This is a genomic window from Bradyrhizobium sp. 31Argb, assembly GCF_043638955.1.
Classification (GTDB): Bacteria; Pseudomonadota; Alphaproteobacteria; order Rhizobiales; family Xanthobacteraceae; genus Bradyrhizobium.
In genome coordinates, this window is record NZ_JBEGDB010000130.1 from 1 (window position 1) to 22,405 (window position 22,405).

General features: G+C 58.8%; 15 protein-coding genes and 3 pseudogenes. 12 read left to right on the forward strand and 6 right to left on the reverse strand.

Annotation, left to right across the window (positions count from 1 at the left end; genetic code table 11):
* Positions 1 to 71: 71 nt before the first annotated feature.
* Positions 72 to 780 (reverse strand): annotated as a pseudogene (locus AAFX91_RS23440) (IS3 family transposase); the annotation flags it as partial.
* Between the two features lie 17 nt (positions 781 to 797).
* On the opposite strand from AAFX91_RS23440, the pseudogene AAFX91_RS23445 reads away from it, so the two are divergent.
* The 12 genes and pseudogenes from AAFX91_RS23445 to AAFX91_RS23500 form a co-directional block, all read left to right on the forward strand.
* Positions 798 to 1,311 (forward strand): annotated as a pseudogene (locus AAFX91_RS23445) (integrase core domain-containing protein); the annotation flags it as partial.
* Positions 1,312 to 1,611: 300 nt separating this feature from the next.
* Positions 1,612 to 2,202: a dTDP-4-dehydrorhamnose 3,5-epimerase gene (gene rfbC / locus AAFX91_RS23450; protein ID WP_245476279.1), complete on the forward strand. Its 591-nt coding sequence runs from the start codon at positions 1,612 to 1,614 to the stop codon at positions 2,200 to 2,202.
* Complete coding sequence (gene rfbB / locus AAFX91_RS23455) at positions 2,203 to 3,255, forward strand: dTDP-glucose 4,6-dehydratase (protein ID WP_130579471.1); 1,053 nt, start codon at positions 2,203 to 2,205, stop codon at positions 3,253 to 3,255.
* Between the two features lie 273 nt (positions 3,256 to 3,528).
* Positions 3,529 to 3,711: pseudogene (locus AAFX91_RS23460) on the forward strand (sugar nucleotide-binding protein); the annotation flags it as partial.
* A 57-nt stretch (positions 3,712 to 3,768) separates the two neighbouring features.
* Positions 3,769 to 4,638 (forward strand): glucose-1-phosphate thymidylyltransferase RfbA, encoded by an 870-nt coding sequence (rfbA, locus tag AAFX91_RS23465; protein WP_130579470.1) that lies wholly within the window; start codon positions 3,769 to 3,771, stop codon positions 4,636 to 4,638.
* Positions 4,601 to 5,728, forward strand: coding sequence for a hypothetical protein (locus AAFX91_RS23470; RefSeq protein ID WP_394568067.1), 1,128 nt, complete (start codon positions 4,601 to 4,603; stop codon positions 5,726 to 5,728). Before rfbA ends, AAFX91_RS23470 begins: the two co-directional genes overlap by 38 nt.
* Positions 5,729 to 6,305: 577 nt before the next feature.
* On the forward strand, positions 6,306 to 7,124 hold the full coding sequence (locus AAFX91_RS23475; protein WP_130579469.1) for an ABC transporter permease: 819 nt from the start codon (positions 6,306 to 6,308) through the stop codon (positions 7,122 to 7,124).
* Positions 7,114 to 8,478 carry an ABC transporter ATP-binding protein gene (locus AAFX91_RS23480; RefSeq protein WP_394568068.1) on the forward strand — a complete coding sequence of 455 codons (1,365 nt, stop codon included), beginning with the start codon at positions 7,114 to 7,116 and terminating at the stop codon, positions 8,476 to 8,478. The genes AAFX91_RS23475 and AAFX91_RS23480 overlap by 11 nt, the downstream gene beginning before the upstream one ends.
* Positions 8,471 to 14,041, forward strand: coding sequence for a glycosyltransferase (locus tag AAFX91_RS23485; RefSeq protein ID WP_394568070.1), 5,571 nt, complete (start codon positions 8,471 to 8,473; stop codon positions 14,039 to 14,041). Before AAFX91_RS23480 ends, AAFX91_RS23485 begins: the two co-directional genes overlap by 8 nt.
* 332 nt (positions 14,042 to 14,373) lie before the next feature.
* Positions 14,374 to 15,321: a glycosyltransferase family 2 protein gene (locus AAFX91_RS23490; RefSeq protein ID WP_394568071.1), complete on the forward strand. Its 948-nt coding sequence runs from the start codon at positions 14,374 to 14,376 to the stop codon at positions 15,319 to 15,321.
* An 11-nt stretch (positions 15,322 to 15,332) separates the two neighbouring features.
* On the forward strand, positions 15,333 to 16,688 hold the full coding sequence (locus AAFX91_RS23495) for an FAD-dependent oxidoreductase (protein ID WP_394568077.1): 1,356 nt from the start codon (positions 15,333 to 15,335) through the stop codon (positions 16,686 to 16,688).
* A complete protein-coding gene (locus AAFX91_RS23500; protein WP_394568072.1) occupies positions 16,685 to 17,419 on the forward strand; it encodes an SDR family NAD(P)-dependent oxidoreductase in 735 nt (244 codons plus the stop codon). The genes AAFX91_RS23495 and AAFX91_RS23500 overlap by 4 nt, the downstream gene beginning before the upstream one ends.
* Positions 17,420 to 17,422: 3 nt before the next feature.
* Here AAFX91_RS23500 and AAFX91_RS23505 read toward each other — a convergent pair whose 3' ends face one another.
* The 5 genes from AAFX91_RS23505 to rfbF are packed head-to-tail and all read right to left on the reverse strand — an operon-like array spanning position 17,423 to position 21,894.
* A complete protein-coding gene (locus AAFX91_RS23505) occupies positions 17,423 to 18,274 on the reverse strand; it encodes an NAD-dependent epimerase/dehydratase family protein (protein ID WP_394568073.1) in 852 nt (283 codons plus the stop codon).
* Positions 18,271 to 19,497 (reverse strand): methyltransferase domain-containing protein, encoded by a 1,227-nt coding sequence (locus tag AAFX91_RS23510; protein ID WP_394568074.1) that lies wholly within the window; start codon positions 19,495 to 19,497, stop codon positions 18,271 to 18,273. The genes AAFX91_RS23505 and AAFX91_RS23510 overlap by 4 nt, the downstream gene beginning before the upstream one ends.
* The gene (locus tag AAFX91_RS23515) at positions 19,494 to 20,045 is read right to left on the reverse strand and encodes a dTDP-4-dehydrorhamnose 3,5-epimerase family protein (RefSeq protein WP_282527658.1); all 552 of its coding nucleotides are present in this window, start codon (positions 20,043 to 20,045) and stop codon (positions 19,494 to 19,496) included. The genes AAFX91_RS23510 and AAFX91_RS23515 overlap by 4 nt, the downstream gene beginning before the upstream one ends.
* Positions 20,042 to 21,124: a CDP-glucose 4,6-dehydratase gene (rfbG, locus tag AAFX91_RS23520; RefSeq protein ID WP_394568075.1), complete on the reverse strand. Its 1,083-nt coding sequence runs from the start codon at positions 21,122 to 21,124 to the stop codon at positions 20,042 to 20,044. The genes AAFX91_RS23515 and rfbG overlap by 4 nt, the downstream gene beginning before the upstream one ends.
* Positions 21,125 to 21,126: 2 nt before the next feature.
* Positions 21,127 to 21,894 carry a glucose-1-phosphate cytidylyltransferase gene (gene rfbF / locus AAFX91_RS23525; protein ID WP_130578651.1) on the reverse strand — a complete coding sequence of 256 codons (768 nt, stop codon included), beginning with the start codon at positions 21,892 to 21,894 and terminating at the stop codon, positions 21,127 to 21,129.
* Between the last annotated feature and the right edge of the window lie 511 nt (positions 21,895 to 22,405).

The window sequence follows — 22,405 nt, forward strand, 5'->3', positions numbered from 1 at the left end:
ATCACCCCGATCGGGCAATCCAAAGCATTCCGCGCAAGTCAAGGCCGGGCACGGCGATCCTCTCGTGACGCTCACGGAGCTGGCGTGGCGCCCTCAGCATAGCGCAGCGCCAGATCCGGCGCGAGTGGCAGGTCAAGGCGAACTCGGACCGGGTTCGATATCCGAGTTGCGAGTGTGGTCGTGTGTCGTTGTAATCGGCCCGCCAGAATCCGGCGGCAATGCGAACCTGGGCCAGTGACGTGAACAACGTCTCGTTCAGGAGTTCGTCCCTCAAGCGCCCATTGAAGCTCTCTATGAAGGCACTCTGCATAGGTTTTGCCCGGCGTGATGTCGATGCCATTCGACGCGGCTGTGATCGGCCCATGTCAGGATGGCATTGCTGGTGAGTTCGCTGCCGTCGTCGCTGACCACCATCTTCGGCTTGCCGCGCTCGATCATCAGTCGGTCCAGTTCCCGCGCCACGCGGATGCCGTAGAGCTAGGTGTCGGCCACCAGCGCCAGGCACTCGCGGGTACAATCATCGACGACGGTCAGGATGCGGAAGCGGCGGCCGTCGGTAAGCTGATCCGACGCAAAGTCGAGCGACCAGCGGTCGTTCGGCGTCATCGGCACCAGCATCGGCGCCCTGGTCGCGATCGCTCGCTTGCGATCGCTACGGCGGCGCACCGACAGCTTCTCTTCCCGACAGAGCCGGAAGAGCTTCTTGTGGTTGATCAGATAGCCCTCCCGCTTGAGCAGAACATGCAGCCGCCGATGGACGACAGCTTTCCGCTTCCCCGCAGGTGCAAACGGGCGCTGGAACACGGTCCCCGGTGGCGATCCTGCAGGTTGCTAATCAACGTTGGAGCCTGGACTTCCTACCCTATGCGATAACTGACGGCCGTCGCTTCCCCATCCTGGCAATCGTCGACGACTTCGCGGGAGAGTGTCTGGCGTTGGTCGGCGATACCTCGCTGCCTGCTCTGCGGGTTGTGCGCGAACTCGATACCGTCATCACAGTTTGCGGCCGACCCACTCTGATTGTCGCCGCCAACGGCAGCGAGCTGACCGGCATGGTGATCCTGCGCTGATCACAGGACTGGCACGTCGAGTGGCACCACATCGCGCCTGGCAAGCCGCAGCAGAACGCTTTCGTGGAGAGCTTCAATGGACAGCTGCGACGAGTTGCTCAACGAGACGCTGTTCAGCTCACTTGGTCATGCCCGCGAGGCCCTCTCGCTTTGGAAGGATGACTACAATACGATCAGACCACACAGTGGCCTCGGCAATCTCGCACCTGCGGCTCACGCCAAGATCAGCACCCCGCCATGCAAAGGGACGGACGGGACGCTGCGCTACACCGGGGGCCCCCGTCCCATTGCACCACCGAGCCAACAGGGCTCAAAATGAAGCAACGATTCTTGCCATAGCTGGACGAAAGGCGGGGCTCAGCTCAAAAGGCATAAAAGCTTAGATATCAATGAGATGCAGAAATCTTAAGCCCGTCAGGTCGACAACAGCTGGCTGGCGCCCTTGCTATCGAACACGTCCCTGGATGTAACGAGCATAAAATATCGGATTGACCTCGGGTCCTGAGTAAGGTTGTAAAGGCGGCCGATTACATATTCTAAAATGGCGGCACGCCTTATGCAATTTGAGCGATTGAAGATCCCCGAGTTGTTGCTGGTGTCGCCGAAGAAACATGGCGATCAGCGTGGATTCTTCTCCGAAACCTTTCGCGCGGATAGCTTTGCGGCTCACGGGCTGGAAGTAGCGTTCGTTCAGGATAACCATGTTTACTCCGCGCAGAAAGGAGTGCTGCGGGGGTTACATTTTCAGTTGGCTCCACATGCCCAGGGTAAACTTATAAGGTGCGAGCGCGGGGCGATCTACGACGTCGGCGTTGATATCAGGGTCGGTTCGCTGACCTATGGGTGCCATGTCGGGGTTGAACTATCTGCAGAAAACTGGCGCCAATTATGGGTCCCGCCGGGCTTTGCCCATGGTTACGTCACGCTCGAGGAAAATTGCGAAGTTATCTATAAGGTCACGGACTATTACACGCCGGAGTGCGACAGTGGCCTTGCGTGGGATGATCCGGCGCTGGGCATAGATTGGCGGCTCGCGCACGCTGACATCACTCTGTCAGACAAGGATGGAAAGCATCCGGGCCTCGCAAGATGCGCCTCCAGCCTTTCACTTTGGTCAGTAGGAAATCTATAAATGCGCGTACTCGTGACGGGTGGGGCTGGCTTCATTGGATCGGCTGTTAGCCGTCATTTCATCGCAGATCTGGAACATGAAGTTGTTATCGTCGATAAACTGACCTACGCTGGAAATCTTGCATCGCTCGCGCCGGTTGCATCTCGTGATGGGTATGTTTTTGAAAGGCACGACATTTGCGACGTCGCCGCGATCGATGCGATCTTTGCCAAATATCAACCCGATGCCGTGGTTCATCTGGCTGCCGAGAGCCACGTTGATCGTTCGATTTCCGGATCGGACGTGTTTGTGACAACAAATGTCATGGGCACATTTACGCTTCTCGAGGCCGCGCGCCGCTATCTCGCATCGTCGCGCAAGGCAGCTGATTTCCGTTTTATCCATGTCTCGACTGATGAGGTCTATGGCTCTCTTGGCGACGACGGATTGTTTACCGAAACAACACCGTACGATCCGAGTTCTCCCTATTCAGCCACGAAGGCCGCCTCCGATCATCTCGCAAAGGCGTGGCAGCGGACCTATGGCTTGCCAGTTATCGTATCGAATTGCTCGAACAACTACGGCCCGTATCACTTCCCGGAGAAGCTGATTCCTCTCATCATTCTCAACGCCCTCGATCGCATGCCCTTACCAGTCTACGGTGATGGCTCCAACGTGCGCGATTGGCTTCACGTGGAAGACCATGCGCGCGCGCTCGGGCTAATCCTCGTCAAGGGCCGTCCTGGCGAAACCTACAATATCGGCGGCCGCAACGAGCGGAAGAACATCGATGTGGTTCGTCAGATTTGTTCTTGGATGGATAATTTCCGGCCGATCAATCATTCGCACCACGACCTCGTATCCTTTGTCACTGATCGACCGGGCCACGATCGGCGTTACGCGATCGATGCAAGCAAACTGGAAAGCGAATTGGGATGGCGCGCACGGGAGACCTTTGAGACCGGTATTGAAAAAACCGTCCGTTGGTATCTCGATAACGCCGACTGGTGGAAGCCCTTGCGTGACAAGGTTTATAGCGGTGAGCGTCTTGGTCTTGGTCTCGTAAAGGCGTAAGGCAATAATGCGGGTGTACGTAATTGGGGCCCAGGGCCAGGTGGCAAGGTCTCTGCGTGAAGCGGCTAGGCTGTCCTTTTGGCAGCAACTTCGTGCGTACCATGCTTCGCTTAGCAGGTGAACGCGATCGGTCCCGCGTGGTCGACGATTCAGATCGGATGTCCGACCTATGCGCCCGATATCGCGAGTGCTATCGTCGATATGGCACAGCCAGCTTGTGAACTGAGGCCGGCTTTCAGATTTTGCAGGGGTTAGCGCTTTGCCGGACGGTATACGCTGACTTGGTATGCATTTGCGTGCGAGATTATTCGGCCTAGCGCCGAGCGCGGCGGGCGCTCTGTTCCGGTTGACCCGATCACCAGTTCCGACTATCCCGCGCCAGTCAGGAGGCTGGCGAATTCGCGGCTGTCGAGGGCGAGGCTGGAAGCCGTTTTTGATATACTATCCAGCCGATGAAAAGTTCGTTGGCGAATCGCTTGGATCGACTTAGTCCGCGTTGAATTGGGGCCGCATATGAAAGGCATTATCCTTGCCGGTGGTAGTGGGACCCGCCTCTATCCGATGACATTGGTCACTTCCAAGCAATTATTGCCGGTTTACGACAAGCCGATGATCTACTATCCGCTGACCACGTTGATGCTTGCCGGCATCCGGGAGATCCTGATCATTTCGACGCCGCACGATTTGCCGCTGTTTCAGGCTCTGCTGGGAGACGGCAATCGTTGGGGACTGTCTCTGTCATACGCCGTTCAGCCTCGCCCCGAAGGTTTGGCGCAAGCGTTCATCATCGGCGCACAATTTGTGCAAGGCGGTCCCTCGTCGCTTATCCTCGGTGACAATATTTTCTTTGGGCATGGTTTGCCGGCGCTGCTCGCCAATGCCGTGTCGCGAACCACAGGCGCGACGGTTTTCGCCTATCATGTCACCGACCCCGAGCGCTATGGCGTGGTCGCATTTGACGCACAGGGAAACGCCACTTCGATCGAGGAAAAGCCACTGCAGCCTAAGTCGAACTTCGCAGTGACTGGACTCTATTTCTACGACAACCGCGTCGTCGATATTGCTGCCAATATCAGGCCGTCGCCGCGCGGGGAACTGGAAATCACCGACGTGAACCGCGCGTACCTCGCCCGGGGGGAACTGGCAGTCGAACGAATGGGACGCGGCTTTGCCTGGCTGGACACTGGAACGTCAGATAGCCTTTTGGAAGCTGCCAATTTTGTCGGCACGCTTGAGCGACGGCAGGGTTTTCGGATTGCCTGTCCGGAAGAGGTGGCCTTTAGCCAGGGTTATATTGATCGCGATCAGTTGGAACGTTTGGGCGCCGCGCTGGGAAAGAGCGCCTATGCACGCTACGTTAGCGACCTTGCAAAGAAAACGTAAACGTAGGCTCGCCGATCATAGCAACAACGTAGTCTACCATGATCCCGGAGATCCAGCAGCCAAGGACAACGACATGCCAGGATCCCCTTCCGCATTTTCCAGCGATCTGGCGGTCGTTTATCTGGCGCGCTACGCGGAAGGCGTAAAGCCGGTCGCGAATTTCGTTGAATCCTGGGAGCGGCATCCGCCCGGGATCGCGCATGACCGTGTGGTCATACGGAAAGGATTTCCGGACGGAAAAGTCGCGCAAGACAAAATCCTGCAACGCGCATTCTCGCACGCCGTCTCCGTGTCAGATGACGGCTTCGACATCAACGCCTATGCGAAGGCGGCGAGGCAATTGCCGCACAAGCACGTGGTCTTTTTCAACACGTTCTCCGAAATCGCATCGGATAACTGGCTTCGTAAACTTCATTCGGCGTTCGCTGATCCTACGGTTGGAATCGCCGGTGCCACCGGTTCCTACGAGAGCCCCCTTAGCACCATGAAGCGCGTCCGAAAGGGAGTATGGCAGCTTCAGAATCGGGGGTTTCCCAAGCTTGCCAGCTTCAACTGGTTGCTCCAGGTGATCAGGACGCGCTTGCCGAAGCGGCTTGCCATCAAGCTGGTCGTCAGGGTGGTTTCCTATTTCGCGGCGCGCACGACCAATCCGGATCGCGACCACGCGCTTGACGACCAGTTCGAAGCGTACTGGGCGGGCGAAATTGCTCCTGGTGGCAGGTTGGCACGCCTGAATGAGATTCCGGCGTTTCCCAATCCACACATCAGGTCGAATGCATTTATGATCGAGCGGCAGATTTTTCTCGATGCGCTGCCAGGTTCGATCGACACCAAGAACGACTCATATCTGTTCGAGAGCGGCCCGGACTCCCTGACTCAACGCATGCTCCAACGCGGTCTGAAGGTTGTCGTGGTGGGTGGCGATGGATGCATTTACGAGATGGACAGATGGGCCAAAAGCGGCACGTTTCGCCTTGGCAGCCAGCATAACCTACTCGTCAGGGACAACCAGACCCGAGCGTTTGACGATATGAACGCCGCCGAGCAGCGCGCCTTCGCGACGATGACCTGGGGCGATGAATCCAGGTAGGCTTGCGGACCGTTGAGACGGCCGCCCGCGCTCCGTTAGCGATGCCCACGGCTTGAACCCGATTGGGAGGGTGGGAACGCTATATGGAGCATGTTCTGCCGCAACCCGCTCCCCGGAACCTTAGTCGTCGGTTTGACTGTCCGCGACGTTTATTCGCCGTGACGTTTATTCGCCGTCGGACCATTAACCCTCATTGCGGAGCTGTTTCGGGGGCAGAATTGCCCGTGGTAGACTGGGGTTAGATTGTGCTGCACTGCATTGGTTGGTAAATAGGCCGCCGAAGGGGGCGAACGGAGGGCGAACGGGGGCGCGCTGCGCTACAGCCGCTTTTCGCCTATGTCTGAGCCGATTCCAAAGTTCCCAGTGAGAAGCAAATGCACGTTCCCGAGAATGTTCACCGTGGCGATACGCCGCCTGACCCGTCCGGGTATTCAGGGCAACGCCTAACCGCGTCGGCGCCCGTGCGCGGCATCATTGGGTGCGATCTTGATGTTGCGGTGACGCGGATCGTCCACTACCAGGCGTCGCTCAGTAACGAATCGTCGGTCGTGCGATTTGCAGTTGCAGCGGTTGCCTGATGCAGGTTTTTTCGATTTCTCCTGTGAAAATATTGGCACGCCTGTGGCGCAACCGTGACCTGATGCGCGCTTTGGTGCAACGGGAAGTTGTCGGGCGCTATCGCGGGTCGGTGCTTGGGCTTTTCTGGTCGTTTTTCAATCCGATTCTGATGCTCGTCATCTACACCTTCGTCTTCAGCGCCGTCTTCAAGATGCGCTGGAATGTCGGGAGCGACTCGAAGACTGAGTTTGCGATGGTGCTGTTTCCCGGACTGATCGTATTCACGCTTTTCTCGGAATGCCTGAACCGCGCGCCCAGCCTGATCCTGAGCAACGTAAACTACGTCAAGAAGGTGGTTTTTCCGCTGGAGATACTTCCTTGTGTTGCGCTCGGTTCGGCGATCTTTCATGGCGCGGTGAGCCTGTGCGTGTGGTTTATTGCGTATCTGTTCTTGTTTGGAGTGCCGCATCTCACGGTCGTGCTGATCCCGGTGGTTTTGCTGCCGCTACTGCTTCTTATCCTGGGGGTGAGTTGGTTTCTGGCTTCGCTCGGTGTCTATTTGCGCGATGTCGCGCAATTCATGGGCATGATCACCACGGTCCTGATGTTCCTGTCGCCGATCTTCTATCCAGTGAGTGCGTTTCCGGAGAAATATCGCAGCCTGTTGTTCCTCAATCCGATCACGCCCGCGATCGAGCAGACGCGGGATGTGTTGTTCTGGGGAAAGGTGCCGGACTTGTCCATGTTTCTGATCTATCTTCTGGGCGGGGCGTTCGTCGCGTGGTGTGGTTTTGTCTGGTTTCAAAAGACGCGCCGGGGATTCGCCGATGTCCTTTGACGAAACCGCGATTAAGGTAGAGAACCTCAGTAAGTGCTACCAGATCTACAACAAGCCGCACGACCGTTTGAAGCAGTCCTTATTCCCGCGGTTGCAGGCGCTGATTGGCAAGGCGCCGCAGCAGTATTTTCGTGAGTTCTGGGCGCTGAGAGACGTTTCGTTTGAGATCAAGAAGGGCGAAACGGTCGGTATCGTCGGGCGCAACGGCAGCGGAAAATCGACCCTATTGCAGATGATCTGCGGAACTCTAAATCCGAGCGGCGGTACGATCAAGATAAACGGTCGTGTGGCTGCGCTGCTCGAGCTCGGAGCGGGCTTCAATCCGGAATTCACCGGTCGCGAGAATGTCTATATGGCTGCAACGCTCTATGGGTTGACGCGGCCGCAGATCGACAAGCGTTTTGAGCGGATAGCCGCATTTGCTGACATCGGCGAATTCATCGAGCAGCCGGTGAAGACCTACTCGAGCGGAATGTATGTCCGGCTGGCGTTTGCCGTGATTGCACATGTCGACGCCGACATTCTTGTGGTCGACGAAGCGCTCGCAGTCGGGGATGCGGTGTTCACTCAAAAATGCATGCGCTTCATCCGAGAGTTTCAAAAACACGGCACCTTGTTGTTTGTCAGCCATGATACCGGCGCCGTGCAGAATCTGTGCGAATCCGCGATCTGGCTGTCCCACGGTCAGGTCCGGATGACCGGCACGTCCAAAGAGGTCTCTGAAACTTACCTTCAGTTCACGCTCCAGGAAGTTTATGGCGAAGAGGCCAAGTTGATTTCGGTCGCGTCGGACCAAACGGTTGGCGGGCCAGCGTCTGAAACATCGCCGGAGGATCCGCACACATTGGCTGTGGATTACGGGGCCGTGGCCAAGGTGCGCGACAATACCGCCGTCGCGACCGGCTGGAAGACCGGACAGGCTGAAATTCAATCCGTTTCTTTGACAAAATTGTCGGCTGGTCAGCAGGGGATATATGAAGGCGGCGAGCGCGTTCGCATGACAGTCCGCGCCAAGGCGCATGGTCCACTGGAGAAGCCGATCCTGGGATTTCTGATCCGGGATCGGTTGGGACAGGATCTGTTCGGAGAGAATACCCTTCCGTTCACCGATAGAACGCCGATTCGCGTCAAGCCCGGAGCGACGTTCGAGGGTGTGTTCGAGTTCCGTCTGCCAATGCTTCCCAACGGGCAGTACGCCGTCATGGCATCAGTCGCGGACGGCGACTGCTACGAAAACATTCAGCATCATTGGATGCATGACGCGCTAATCGTCAACGTGGCTTCAAGCAAGATTCGTTACGGGCTCGTCGGCATTCCGTTCGGGCGGGTAGAGTTGAAGGTTACGAATGATTAAACGAACGCTCCACGAGCTCTACGCCAACCACACCGGAAAGATGTCCGACAAGTGGACGCTCTATCTCGATGAATATGAGCGCCTGTTCGCGTCGATGCGGAATTATCCGGTCCGGCTGCTCGAGATTGGTGTCCAGAACGGCGGTTCGCTGGACATCTGGTCTCAATTCTTTCCGAAGGCGCAAGCGATCGTCGGCTGTGACATCAATCCGAATTGCGAGCGCCTGACGTATGATGATCCGCGCATCGGCATCATTGTCGGCGATGCGAATGATCCGCAGACTCAGGAGCTGATACTGCAGAGGTCCGGACAGTTCGACATCGTGATCGATGACGGGTCCCATCTGTCCAGCGAGATCATTAGGACTTTCGCGCTGTATTTTCCACATCTTGCGGAGGGTGGAATCTTCGTCGCCGAGGATCTGCATTGCAGTTACTGGGATAAGTTCGAAGGCGGGCTCTACTATCCCTATTCCTCGATCACGTTTTTCAAGCGCCTTGCGGATGTCATCAATCATGAGCATTGGGGGGTGCCCAAGGCCCGCGGCGAAATTCTGCGCGGCATCTTTGGCAAATACGGCTGCGAGCTACCCGAAGAAAGTCTGGCGTTGGTTCATTCGGTCGAATTCATCAATTCGATGTGCGTGGTGAGAAAATCGCCCGCCGCAAACAACGGCCTCGGTCTGCGCGTTATTTCCGGCACCGTGGAGTCGGTGGTTCCGGCCAACCAGGAATGGAGCGGCACTCCGTACAAATTGGATCCGCTCTTCGACGAAAGCAAGAATATCTGGACCAATCGATCTGCGCCGCCCGACGAGATGTTCCCCGAGATCGTGCGCGACCTTGCCACTTCGGCCGGGATCAATTCGGATCTGAATCGCGAGCTCTTGGACCTGAAGCAGCGAAACGAACAGCTAAGTCGCGAGCTCGATGAAATCCGCAGATCAACCAGTTGGCGAATAATGGCGATCCCGCGGCTTTTGGCAACTCGCATGCGAAGTCTGGCGTCCGACGCGCGGACCGGCAGTCTTCGTCGGATACTCAGCGCAGGCGTGAAGTCGCCCTGGCGGTCCTTTTCAAGGAGCAATCCGAAGATCGCCGATCGTCTTCGCAGGTTTGTCTTGCGACATGGATTTGCTTTTTATCGACAGCACATGAGGGACACCCAGCTGGGTCGCGCCATCGGTCAATATGTTCGTGATCGTGGGCTGATCAGTTCGTTCGACCTGCATTCGAGTTCGCTTCCGCTAGGCAGCCTGGAGATCGCTGCGTCCGAACCGACGCGCGCCTCTGATGTCGAGGCCCGTTCGCAAGTGCCAGGCTACCACCTAAGCCCTCCGCTAAATCTCGAGGTGGCGGACGACCTCGCCGATCGTCCCTCCGTCAACGTACTGCTGCCGAGTCTGCGCCTGAAAAGCATGTCCGGCGGTCCCAATACCGCGCTGCTGCTCGCGTCCATGTTGGCGGAACGCGGCGAACGGATCCGGATGATCGCCTGCGATGCATCGCTGGAGGGTGAAGAAGCCGCGCTATTCCCCTACATGGAGCGACTGTTGAACCGGCCGGTCGCCCGGGACCGCATCGAGATCGTCGATGGATTCGACCGCACCAAGCCGATCTCGATCGGGATCCGCGATGTATTTTTCGCGACTGCCTGGTGGACCGCCCAAATTGCGAAGTACGCCGTCGCCAATACTGCTAATAAGGCATTCATTTACCTGATTCAGGATTTCGAGCCAATTCTGCACGAGGGCTCCACCTTTCAGGCCCGTGCGCTCGAAACCTATGGCCTGCCCCATATCCCACTGATCAATACCCAACTCTTGCTCGACCATTTGGTCCGGGAAGGTGCGGGGCGCTTCGCAGACCCGGCATTTGTTGCCGATGCGCTATGGTTCAATCCTGCCCTGGATCGCACCCACTATTTTCCCATCGCCTCTCAATCCAAAAAGAAGGTGCTGCTGTTCTACGCCCGCCCCAGCATTGCACGCCGCAACCTGTTCGAACTCGGCCTCGTTGCGCTGCGTCGCGCCGTTGCCTCCGGCGCGATCGACAAGGACAATTGGGAAGTCTGGTCGATGGGCGAAAAGCTTCCGCCGATTGCACTCGGCGAAGGCGTCATGCTCAATCCGCTGCCATGGATGAGCTTCGACGACTACGCCAAGCGTGTGCGCACGGCCGATCTGTTGCTGTCGCTGATGCTGTCGCCGCATCCAAGCTATCCGCCGCTGGAAATGGCTGCGTCGGGCAAGCTGGTCGTTACCAACAGCTTCTCGGTAAAGACGGCGGATCGCATGCGGGCGTTCTCGCCGAACATTATCGTTGCGGAGCCGAATGCCGAAAGCGTCGGGCAGGCTATCGAGAACGCAGCAGGGCGGATCAATTGCGGGCTGCCGAGTTACGATTCCTCCGGCGCGATCGCATTGCCGACAGACTGGGATCAGAGCCTCAACGGAATCGTCACGGAATTGCTTGCGCGCCTGGAAGGGATGCGCGAGCAAGCGCTGGAAACCGCGCGATCGGTGGCGCCGGGCCTGCCGTCGGTGGCGAAGAGCGACTACGAGGCCTACCGTAAGACGAGTCTCGCCCGTCGTCGACGGGATGGAATGTACCATCAGACGCCCGGCCTGCTTTCGTTCGTAACCACGGCCTACAACACTGATCCTCGATTCCTCGAAGAGCTTGGCAACAGTGTTTTTCTTCAGGACGGGGGAATGCATTTCGAATGGCTGATCCTCGACAACGGCTCCACAGAGGAGGGCACCCGCGGCACCCTTGTAAGGCTCGCACGCCATCCCGGCGTGCGGCTCGAGCGCGTCGAGAGCAATCTAGGTATCATCGGCGGAATGCGGTACTGTCTTGAACGGGCGTCTGGGCGTTATATTCTGCCGCTGGATTCCGACGATCTGATCGAGCCCGATTGCGTCCACGTTCTCACTCGCTTCATCGAGGATAACAATTATCCTGCGCTGCTCTTTACCGACGAAGACAAGCTGGACTCGGGGCGGTTTCATTCGGCGTATTTCAAGCCGGACTGGGATCCCGTGCTGTTCCCGCACTCGTGTTACATTGCGCATCTTTGTGCCATCGATCGCGAACTGGCGATTCAGCTTGGCTTATACAGCGACGGCTCTGCCGAAGGCTGCCACGATTGGGACAGCTTTATCCGTTTCATGCTCGCCGGCAAAAAGCCGACGCATGTTCCGGAAGTGCTTTACAGTTGGCGCATGCATACCGCATCGACGTCTGGAAACATCGAATCGAAGTCCTACATCACCGAGTCCCACCGGCGGACGCTGCAGAGATTTCTTGATCGCTCCGGCGCAACAAATGTCGAGCTCGTGAACAGCCCACTGTTCCAGTACAATGTGGACTGGTGGTTCCGGCGAAAGCGATTGGATGCGCAATCGATTCAGACGGTCCTGATTGGCGCGAATGACGCCTCGGACGCGCTGCCGGACGCTGCGACCATCGTGCTGGGGCGCGGAAACGTTTCCGATATCGCCGATGCGATCGAGAGAATCGACAGCGATCTCGTCCAGCTGCAATGGAACGGCGTTTTGCCGCTCGACGACGAGTGGCGCTGGGACGCGATGGCGCTCCTCGAATTGTTCGCTGATGCGGTGATGGTCGGCGGCATGCTGCACGACGGCTCCGCAGTCGTGGATGGTCCCCGCGTTTTTGGCTACGGCGATGGTTGCGATTGTCCGGATCAGGGGCGCGCGCTGACCGATCCTGGCTACGGCGCGCGGATGTGGAAGCCACATACGGCTTCGGCAGTCTCGACAGCGCATTGCGTCGTCAGGACGTCGTTTCTGAAGCAGTGCTTAGGTGAACTGCGGCGCGAAGATGTCGCGATTGAAATGCTCGGCCCTTGGCTGGGCGCGATGGCGGCAGAAGGGGGCAGGAGAGTGGTCTATTCGCCCTTCATGCGCGCACGTGTCGACAGGACCTACACCGCGGTTGCGTCCCACAAAGGGATTGCGCGTTGGTTGTCGCGCTTCTGGTCAATGATCCCCGACCAGCGGGTCTATTCCCCGAGGCTCGGTCTTGAGCGGGAACTCGCCTACCGGGAAGTCCACCCCGAGGCCAATCTCCAGCATCTGGCGCGCCTCCACGCCGGGCTTCTCGGCTACTCCGACTGGCTCGACATGCATATTGCCCGGCGGCAGTCGCGCTACCAGCTCCCGGCTCAGACGGTCTCGGTTTCGCTCATTACGACGGTTTATGAAGGCACGAGAATCGACCTACTCGACGCGTTGGCGGCGTCAGTTGTGGCGCAAACTTTAAAGCCGCTGGAGTGGGTCATTGTCGCACACGGGCCGATTGCGCCGGACGCGCTTGCTCACATCGTACGCGAGGGCGCCGATCATTGGCGCGCAACGATCGTCGTTGAGCCGGCGTCGCTCGGTATCATGGGTGCCATGCGTCGCGGACTGGATAAAGCCCAGGGCGACTACATCGTGCCGGTAGATGCGGATGACCTGCTCACGGTGGATGCCGTTCAGATCTTGGCGAGTTCGATCGAGCGATTGGACCGGCCGGACATGATTTTTTCCGACGAAGACGCGCTCGTCGAAGGCAAGCCGGTGTCGCCCTATCTTCGTGCTGCGTTCGATCCCGTACTCAACCTCGACAGTTCGTATATTTGGCACCTGTGTGCTATCAACCGTGAGCGCGCCCTGTCGCTGAGGCTCTATACTGATCCCGGCGCCACATGGTGTCACGATTGGGACAGCGTGATGCGGATCGCCAATGCGGACGGCCGGATCGAGCACGTTCCCGAAGTGCTTTATCATTGGCGGCAACATGCCGATTCGACAACCCACAAGCCGAAAGGAGACGACCGCTCGATAGGGTCAGTGAAGTATGTCCTCGAGCGACAGATCGCACGTCAGGCGAAGCCCGACCAGTTCTTCGTTGCGGACTGGCCGGAATATCGCGGTGCGCGTGAGCTGTATATTGCGCGCAAGACTGATTATCTGCCTCAACTGATCTGGATGGGCGACGCGACCAGCATGGAGAAGGTTGATTCCGATGCTGTTGTGCTGTTCGCCGCTAACGGGTTAACTATTCAGGCACAAGAAGCTGCAACGGAAGTGGCCCGCCTGCTTGAACTGCATCCCACGATCGGTGCCGTTGGAGGCATTGTAGTCGGATCCGACGACTTTGTCTCGGACGGATGCTACATGCTTAATCGGGCTGGTGTGCTGGAATCGCCGTGGGTGGGTCGAAAGGTAGGCTGGGCTGGCCCCTACGCATTGGCATTGAAACCGCAGACCGTGGTGACAACGGGCGATTTGCTCGCTTTGTTTAGGGTTTCGGCCTTGAAACGCGCTGGTCTCTGGCCGTTGGAAATGAGCGAGCATTCGTCGTATCTCGCCCGCGACATTTGCCTCCTCTTAGCGAAGGACGGGTGGACCACGGCGTTCTCGCCGCTCGTCCGCGCGCGCACGGGCCGCGCAGCTCAAGGGAACGCAGCCGTCACTCGCTTAGTGCCTAATGTCCGGCGCGAAAGCCACGCGCTGGTGAGATATGGAACGGCGCTTAGCTGCAGAGTGTAGATATGGCAAAAGACAGGTGCCGGTGTTAAATGCGACCGATGCCGTTCATACAGGCAATGCCAACTTCGCTGCCGCAAATGGAGAGCCAACTGCGAATAGGGGATGATGAATACCGAAGCTAACGTCAGCAGCTTGTTTGAAGGGAGAGCAGTGCAATACTGAGAAGCGGTTCAACTCAAGTTGCCTTATTTCAGGGTATCGAAGCGGACGTGCCCAGGCACTTTTTGCGGCTATAAGAACAAGTTATCCGCAGCCCTTGGCTAACTATCATCTTGGATGCGAGCGGGACGCGGCCGGGCACGGAGATTGGAATCAACCATGGGGTATGGCAAGTGACACAGGGCAGGAAGCGTCTCCGGCTTACGATTATCTGTCCCGTCTATAACGAGGAGAAAACTGTTCCGCTGTTTTTTTCGCGCGCCCTGCCGGTGATACAGCAGCTGCTGGCGAACTATCATGTTGAACTGCTATTTCTCAACAACGCTTCAAGAGATGGGACCTACAGCGAGATCTGCAAGCTGCGCGCGCAATACGACTTTGTCTATGTGATCACGCTCAGCTCGAATGTTGGCTATCAACGCTCGCTGGAATGCGGACTGCGAAACGCCGAGGGCGACATCATCGCGTTCATTGATGTGGATTGCGAAGATCCGCCGGAAATGCTTCTCGATTTCGCGAGCTATTACGAGAAGGGTTTCGATATCGTTTATGGCGCGCGCGTTGACCGCGCGGAGGCGAGGCCGATTAAGATGATGCGCAAGGCATTCTATCACGTCGTCCGTCTGCTCGCAGACGACGATATCATTCTTTACATGGCTGAATTTTCCTTGATGACCTCGGAGGTCCGTGACGCCATCGTCAATGAACAGAACTCCTTCCCCTTCATTCGTGCCTCGATCTCGCGGGTCGGATTCAATCGCATCGGTCTGCCCTACAAGCGGGAGCGCCGTATCGCGGGCGAGACCAACTACAATCTGTTGGGGATGACGATCTTTGCGATCGCCGGAATTCTTTCGTCGACGACGCTGCCGCTGCGTCTACCGATCTATGTATTTCCGATGTGGCTTTTGCTGACGGGGGTGCTCGGCGTCATACAGATTCTGAGCGGAAATCCATGGTTGATACTGCTCAACGTGCTGAGCGGCTGTACTTTTCTGGGTTTGACCGCGTCGTTCACTGCACTCTATGTGGCGCGATCCTACAAGAACGGATTGGGACGGCCGAACTATGTCATGAACCGGCGCTATACGCATGCGCAGCCGCCCGTCGTGACGCCTTGAACGAAGCCGCCATGCAATCGCGCGACGGCGTACCGCAGGCGGTCCATGATTTCGTCAGCTTCGACGGCGGCGTGCGGGCGCGCGGCTATTTGCAGCAGCCGGACCGCTATCGCTTCTGGCGCGGCGTGATCGACGAGACCCCTCGAATTTCGCGAGGAGCGGGCCTTTCCTATGCGGGCGCGAGTTTTCTCGCCGACGGGCTTTCGGTCTCGCACCGCTGGTTCGATCGGGTGCTCGATTTCGACACTGGCCGCAGCGTGGTCGAGGTGGAGACTGGCATCACGCTGTACGCCCTGCATCGTTTTCTGTCCGCGCGCGGCCTGTATTTGCCGGTCCAGCCGGGTCATGGGCGCATTTCCGTTGGCGGATGCATCGCAGCCGACGTTCACGGCAAGAACCAGACCCGGGACGGGACCTTTATCAACCAGGTCGAAGAGGTCACGCTCGTTCATCCGGCGCATGGAACGTTGCAGCTGTCCCCGCAGCGCGACGGTGAATTGTTCAGGCTGACCTGCGGCGGTTACGGCTTGACCGGCCACATCGTTCGCGCCCGGCTGCGGGCCTGTGCCGCGCCAATCCCATGGGTGGAGATCCGCGCTGCGCCGTTCTCGAGCGCGGAGCAGGGGTTCAATTGCCTGCGTGAGGCGGCCCGAAATGCAGATTTTTCGTACACATGGCACGACATGAGCACGGCCGGCGCCGGCTTTGGCGAGGGTTTTCTGATTCAAGGAACTTTCGTGTCGCAAGACCGAGCGCCAGCCACAACGCCCGGCCTATCGGAGGCACCGGTCCTGTCGGCGGATGGTCGCGCGAGGTTACCGGTGTCTCTCTTGAACCGGCTCTCGACGCGGATGCTGAACTTCTTCTATCGCTGGCAGCAGCGATTCGCGCGCAACGGGGAAGTCGTGGCGCTGGCCGACGCGCTGTTTCCAACCCACAAGGCGCAAGCCTATTTCCAGTTCTTCGGCGCCGCCGGCTTCCGGGAATATCAGGCGATACTGCCCCACGCTGCCGCCACGAACTATGTGGATGCAATCCACGGCTATCTTCGTGAGAAGCCGCTGCCGATCACGCTGTCCTCCGCCAAGTTTTTTGCTGGCTCACGCGATCTGCTGCGCTATACGGGCGACGGCATTTCGCTGGCGCTGAACATGCCGGCCGGCGCCGACGCCGACATGTTCATGGCGTTCTTGGACCAGCGGATGATCGAGCTTGGCGGAATCCCGAACATCATCAAAGACTCGCGGCTGCCGCGCGCGGTCGTCGACGTGTGTTACCCCGAAGCGGACCGGTTTCGTGAGGCCTTGCGCGCGTTCGATTCGAAGCGGTTGTTCCGCTCGGATCTGTCGGAACGGTTGAAGCTGTGACCGCCCTCGTGGTCGGAGCTTCAGCCGGCGTCGGCCGGGCGCTATCGGAAGCGCTTGCGGCCAACCGCAAGCGGCTTCTTCTCGCAGCAAGCGACGCAGAAGACCTCAATGCCTTGGCCCGGCATCTGCGCCTCGTCTATGGCGCAACTGTCGTCACGGTCGCCGCGGACGCCCGCGATCCCGACGCTTTTGCCGATCGGATTTCCGCCGCGGCCACTGAGATCGACGATATCGATGAACTCTACTTTCCGATCGGATTCTCGCGGCGGGACGATGGAGCGCAACTGGATGCAGACGCTTCCCTTGCCATTCTCAACAGCAACCTGACTGTCGTGACTGCCGTCACGGCGCGATTCTTGCCGGGCCTGCTGCGGCGACCCAAAGCGCGCATCGTCGGCTTCGGATCGATCGCTGCCGTGCGCGGCCGCAAGGCCAATGTGATCTACTCGGCGGGGAAGCGTGGACTGGAAAGCTATTTCGAGAGTTTGCGTCATCTCACTGCGGGTGCCGGCGTCATCGTGCAGCTGTATCGGCTTGGATATATCGAGACGCAGCAGTCGTTTGGCCAGCGGCTCCTGTTTCCTGTGGTGACGCCGGAACAGGTCGCGCGCTATGTCTCTGCGACGGAAGGGCGCGATTTCGGCGCGTGCTTTTTTCCACGGTTTTGGTGGCTGATCGCGCTTGCGGTCGCCTGGCTTCCGTGGCGGATCTACAAGAAGCTCAATTTTTAACCCTCAAGTCGCCTGGCGCAAAGGAGCGAGCTTGGCGGGGACGCCCCAGAAAGCCATCGGTTCGTAGTCGGGGTAGGGATAGTGGCCGCGATTGAGTTGGATCGGGCTGGCGCGGCTCTCGCATCGCTGCCGCACCAGATCGAAAACCGAGATTGGGCGCCCACTGCAGCAGTTGATCGCACCGCTGCAGCGCTCTGGGTTAGTCGCTGCCCGGACGAAGTCGGCGGCGACTTCTTCGACCGGCAGGTAATCCCGCAGCTGATCGCCGGCAGACATGTTGAAGACGGCATCGCCGCGCTCGATCGCGCGATCAAGCTGGGCTAGGAGACTGTTCGGATTCTGTCCCTCGCCATACGTGTAGAACAGCCTTAGCCACTGCAGCGTGAACGGCCGCTGCTTCTGCAACATCTCCAGGCTCTTGCGCAGCGCATCCTTGGCGAAGCCGTAGGGCGTATGGGGCCTAGTCTCCATCTCCTCGGTCAAGGGTCCATGCTGCATGCCGTATTCGAGGCAGGTGCCGGCCACCATCAACTGGCGTGTTCCCGCCGCGACGGCGGCTTCCAAAAAAGCGAGATCGGCCGGCAGATTACGGCCGATGTGAAAGAAATCACGATAATTCGGTAGGCCGGGCCACGCCAGATGGACCAGCACATCGGCCTCTCCAGAATGCTCAACGACGAGCTGGAAATCCGCGGCAAGGTCACAGGAGACGAATTTCACCTGCTTACGCCAGGGCATCGTCGCGGCGCGCTGGGCATCGCGGGCCACGGCGACAACGGTATGCCCTTCGCGCAGGAAACAGGCAACGACATGCCGGCCGACGAAGCCGGTCGCGCCGGTCACCACGACCTTCATGGCAGAACTTTCAGCTCCGGAACGGCCACCACGAACCTGCCGCCCCATGACTTGATCTGCTCATGTTGCTGCAGGACTTCGGAGGAGATGTTCCAGGGCAGGATTACAACCCAATCGGGCTTGCGCCTGGCAAGCTCGTCCGGAGGCAGGATGGGAATGTGGCTGCCGGGCATGAACTTGTTCTGTTTGGAGGGTGCCGCATCGCAGATGAAGCTAATGAGGTCGTGCTTTAGCCCGGCATAGTTCATCAGCGTATTGCCCTTCGCCGCGGCGCCATAGGCGGCGACCGACTTGCTGGCGCGCTTCTGCTCGATCAGGAAGCCGAGGAAGTCGTTCTTGACCTTGTCGGCCTTTTGCTGGAACGCTTGGTACAGGCGGAGGTCCTGCAATCCGAAGTGCTTCTCCTCAGCCAGCATGGCGGTCATGGCCGCCGTCGTCTGCCGCGGATCGTCTTGATGGCACCCATAGATCCTCAAAGAACCGCCATGGGTCGGCAGCTCTTCGAGATCGAACACGCGCAGGCCGGCCTTTTCGAAGATGCGGGCGACCGCCGTGAGCGACAGATACGAGAAGTGCTCGTGATAGGCCGTGTCGAACTGGTTGCAGGCGATCATGTTCTTGAGATGCGGAAACTCAAGATTGATCGTGCCGCCCGGCTTGAGCGCGATCCGCAGGCCCGCAGTGAAATCGTTGATATCAGGTACGTGGGCGTAGACATTGTTGCCGCAGATCAGGTCGGCCTGCCGTCCGCCTTGAGCGAGCTTTGTCGCCGTGGCCGCGCCAAAAAACGCGCGAAGCACCGGCACGCCGATCTTCTCGGCGGCATCCGCGGTGCTTGCGGTCGGTTCGATGCCGAGGCAGGGGATGCCCGCCGCAACGAAGTTCTTCAGCAGATATCCGTCGTTGGAGGCCACCTCGATGACGAAGCTGTCGCGCGTGAGGTGCAACGCTTCAGTGATCTTGTCGCAATAGGCCTTGGCGTGTCTCAGCCATCCCTGCGAGGTCGATGAGAAGTAGGCGTAGTCGCTGGAGAACAACTCGTCCGCTGCGGTATAATCCTCGGTCTGCACCAGCCAGCACGTGTCGCAGACGAGGATCTTCAGCGGGAAGGTCGTCTCCGGCGCGCGGAGCTGCACTTCCGACAGATAGGCGTTCGAGGGTGGCGCGTGCCCGAGGTCGAGGAACACGTGTTGCAGTTGCGCGTGACAGTGACGGCACTTCATAGCTCTATGCCCTTAAAGCCAGCATCAAGATAGGGATGTGAGGAGTCACGTGCGGACAAGTCTCTTGGCGGCAGGGGCCAGGCGACCCCGACCATCAGATCATCAAATCGAATGGCACCCTCGTCCGGCGACGAATAGAATGCCGTGTGCAGATACAATAGTTCGGAGTTTTCCTCCAGCACCTGGAAGCCATGCGCGCATCCTTCGGGGATCACGAAGGAGCAGCGGTTGTCCGGAGCAAGTTCGATTGCCGTCCATTTCAGGAAGGTGGGCGAGTCCTTGCGAAGGTCGACCGCGACATCGAACACCCGACCTCGCAAGCAGCGCACGATCTTCATCTCCGCCATTGGCGGCTTCTGATAGTGCAGGCCACGGACCGCACCGACAGCGCGGGTGATCGACTGGTTGATCTGGACGATCTTGCGCGTGCCGATGATGGAGCTTTCCTCATTGGCGCAGAACAGACGCTGGAACGAACCGCGGTGATCCGAAAGTACGCTGGTCTCGGCGATCCAGACCCCGGCGATATCGGTTTGGACCAGTTTCATGCTCCGCGGCCCCTCGTCCAGACAAGGCCGCGCGCGCTGGCCGCAGCAATATAGCTCTCGAGCTGGATCCGGCTCAGCGCTTCATTGCGCTCGAGCCAAGCCCGATACCACTCGGCAGTTGCCGCGACACCCTCCTGGAAGTTCCAGACCGGCCGCCAACCCAGTTCGCTCTGCGCCTTGCTGGTATCAAGCTGCAGCAGTCTGGCTTCATGCGGCTGCTCCTGATCTGTGCGGTGCCAGTCAACGGCCGGCCAGGCGTCTTGCATCTGCTCGAGAACATTCTTGACCGTTCGATTGCCGTCGCGGTCCGGTCCGAAATTCCAGGCCCCGAGGCACGACTGATCACCCTTGAGCAGACGCTCGCCAAGCAGAAGATAGCCGGACAGGCATTCCAGCACGTGCTGCCAGGGCCGTGTGGCGTTGGGCGAGCGTATCTCGACCGATTGGCCGGCGCCGATCGACCGTACTACGTCAGGAATCAGCCTGTCTTCCGACCAGTCACCGCCGCCGATCACGTTGCCTGCACGCGCCGTTGCCAGCAACGGGCTGCCCGCTGTGTGGAAGAAGGAACGTCGGAAGCTCGCGGCCACCAACTCTGTACCGGCTTTCGAGGCGCTGTAGGGATCGTGACCGCCCAGCGGATCGATTTCGCGATAGCCCCAAACCCACTCCTTGTTCTCGTAGCACTTGTCCGTGGTCACCACGACCACCGCTTTGAGCCCGGACAGCTTGCGGCAGGCCTCGAGCACGTGGGCCGTACCCATCACGTTGGTAGCCCAGGTCTCAACCGGGCTGCAATAGGACCGGCGCACCAGCGGCTGCGCCGCCATGTGGAAGACCATATCGGGCTGTGTCTTCAGAATGGCGCCCTCCAGCGCCTCCTGGTCGCGGATATCGATGAAGTTCGAATTGATGTCGAGGCGCAGGATGTCCCAGTGGTTTGGGCTGGTTTCCGGCGGCAGCGAAATGCCGGTAACTCGCGCGCCCAGCGTCTCCAGCCAGAGCGTCAGCCAGCTTCCCTTGAAGCCGCTGTGACCCGTCACGAGGACGTGCAGGCCGCTATAGATGTCAGAAAACATCTCTACCAGCTTTTCCAGGGCGCGCGGCCCTTGGCCCACATATCCTCAAGCTGGTTCTTGTCGCGCAACGTGTCCATCGCGTGCCAGAAACCATCATGTTGGTAGGAGGTGAGTTGCCCCTTTGCCGCAAGCGTCTGCAGAGGCGCCTGCTCCCAGACCGTAGCGTCGCCCTCGATGTAGTCGATCACGGACGGTTCGAGCACGAAGAAGCCGCCATTGATCCAGGCGCCATCGCCGGCGGGTTTTTCCTGGAACTGTTCGACCTTGCCGTCGTCGATGCGAAGCGCGCCGTATCGTCCGGGTGGCTGGATCGCCGTGACGGTTGCTTGCCGTCCTGTCTTCTTATGCACCTTGATCAGCGCATCGATATCGATATCCGATACGCCGTCACCATAGGTGAAACAGAACGTCTCGTCGCGGAGATACGGCGCGACACGCCTCAGCCGTCCGCCAGTCATCGTCGCTTCGCCGGTGTCGACTAGCGTGACCTTCCACGGTTCGGCAAACTTCTCGTGGATCTCCATCTTGTTGTCGCGCATGTCGAACGTCACGTCCGACGTGTGCAGAAAATAGTTCGAAAAATACTCCTTGATCACGTAGCCCTTATAGCCGAGGCACACGATGAATTCGTTGATGCCGTAGTGCGAGTACATTTTCATGATGTGCCAGAGAATCGGCTTCCCGCCGATTTCGATCATGGGTTTGGGCTTCAGATGAGATTCCTCGCTGATGCGAGTTCCCAGGCCGCCCGCCAAAATAACAACTTTCATCCGCCGTCCTGTCCCCGTTCAGCTAGCCTTGTATAGACGTTCAGCCGATCTTTTGCGCTGAAAATATCCGCGTCGACCAGTTTACAATACCTGCTGTGCGCCCTCAATGCTTCGACGTTCTTAAGCTATTGTTATCTGGAGAAAATCTCTCGCCCCTAACCCCAAACCGATTGAGTATCCAATCGGCCGTAAAGATGCAATTTCGGATTGCTCGTCGTGATTGCGGTCAGGCCGCGCGGCCCTGTTGCCTCCCCAAGGGGACTAGCTCCGCGCTGTCGGGCCAGCCGATCGGCACTGGGCTCGCGCAGGGAATCGATTTTGATCCTTCAAGATTCTGGCCGCATGGCGTGTGATATATCGATCCCGATCGAGGTGAGCACGTCATCCCAAGCCTGGAGTTGAGCTGCTTTCGTTAACACGCGCTCAACATACTGGCGGCCTAGGCCGTGTGGACAGTTACCTTATCCAGAGCAGAGTGGCGGCAATGGCGACGACGGCGAAGTAGTTTCGC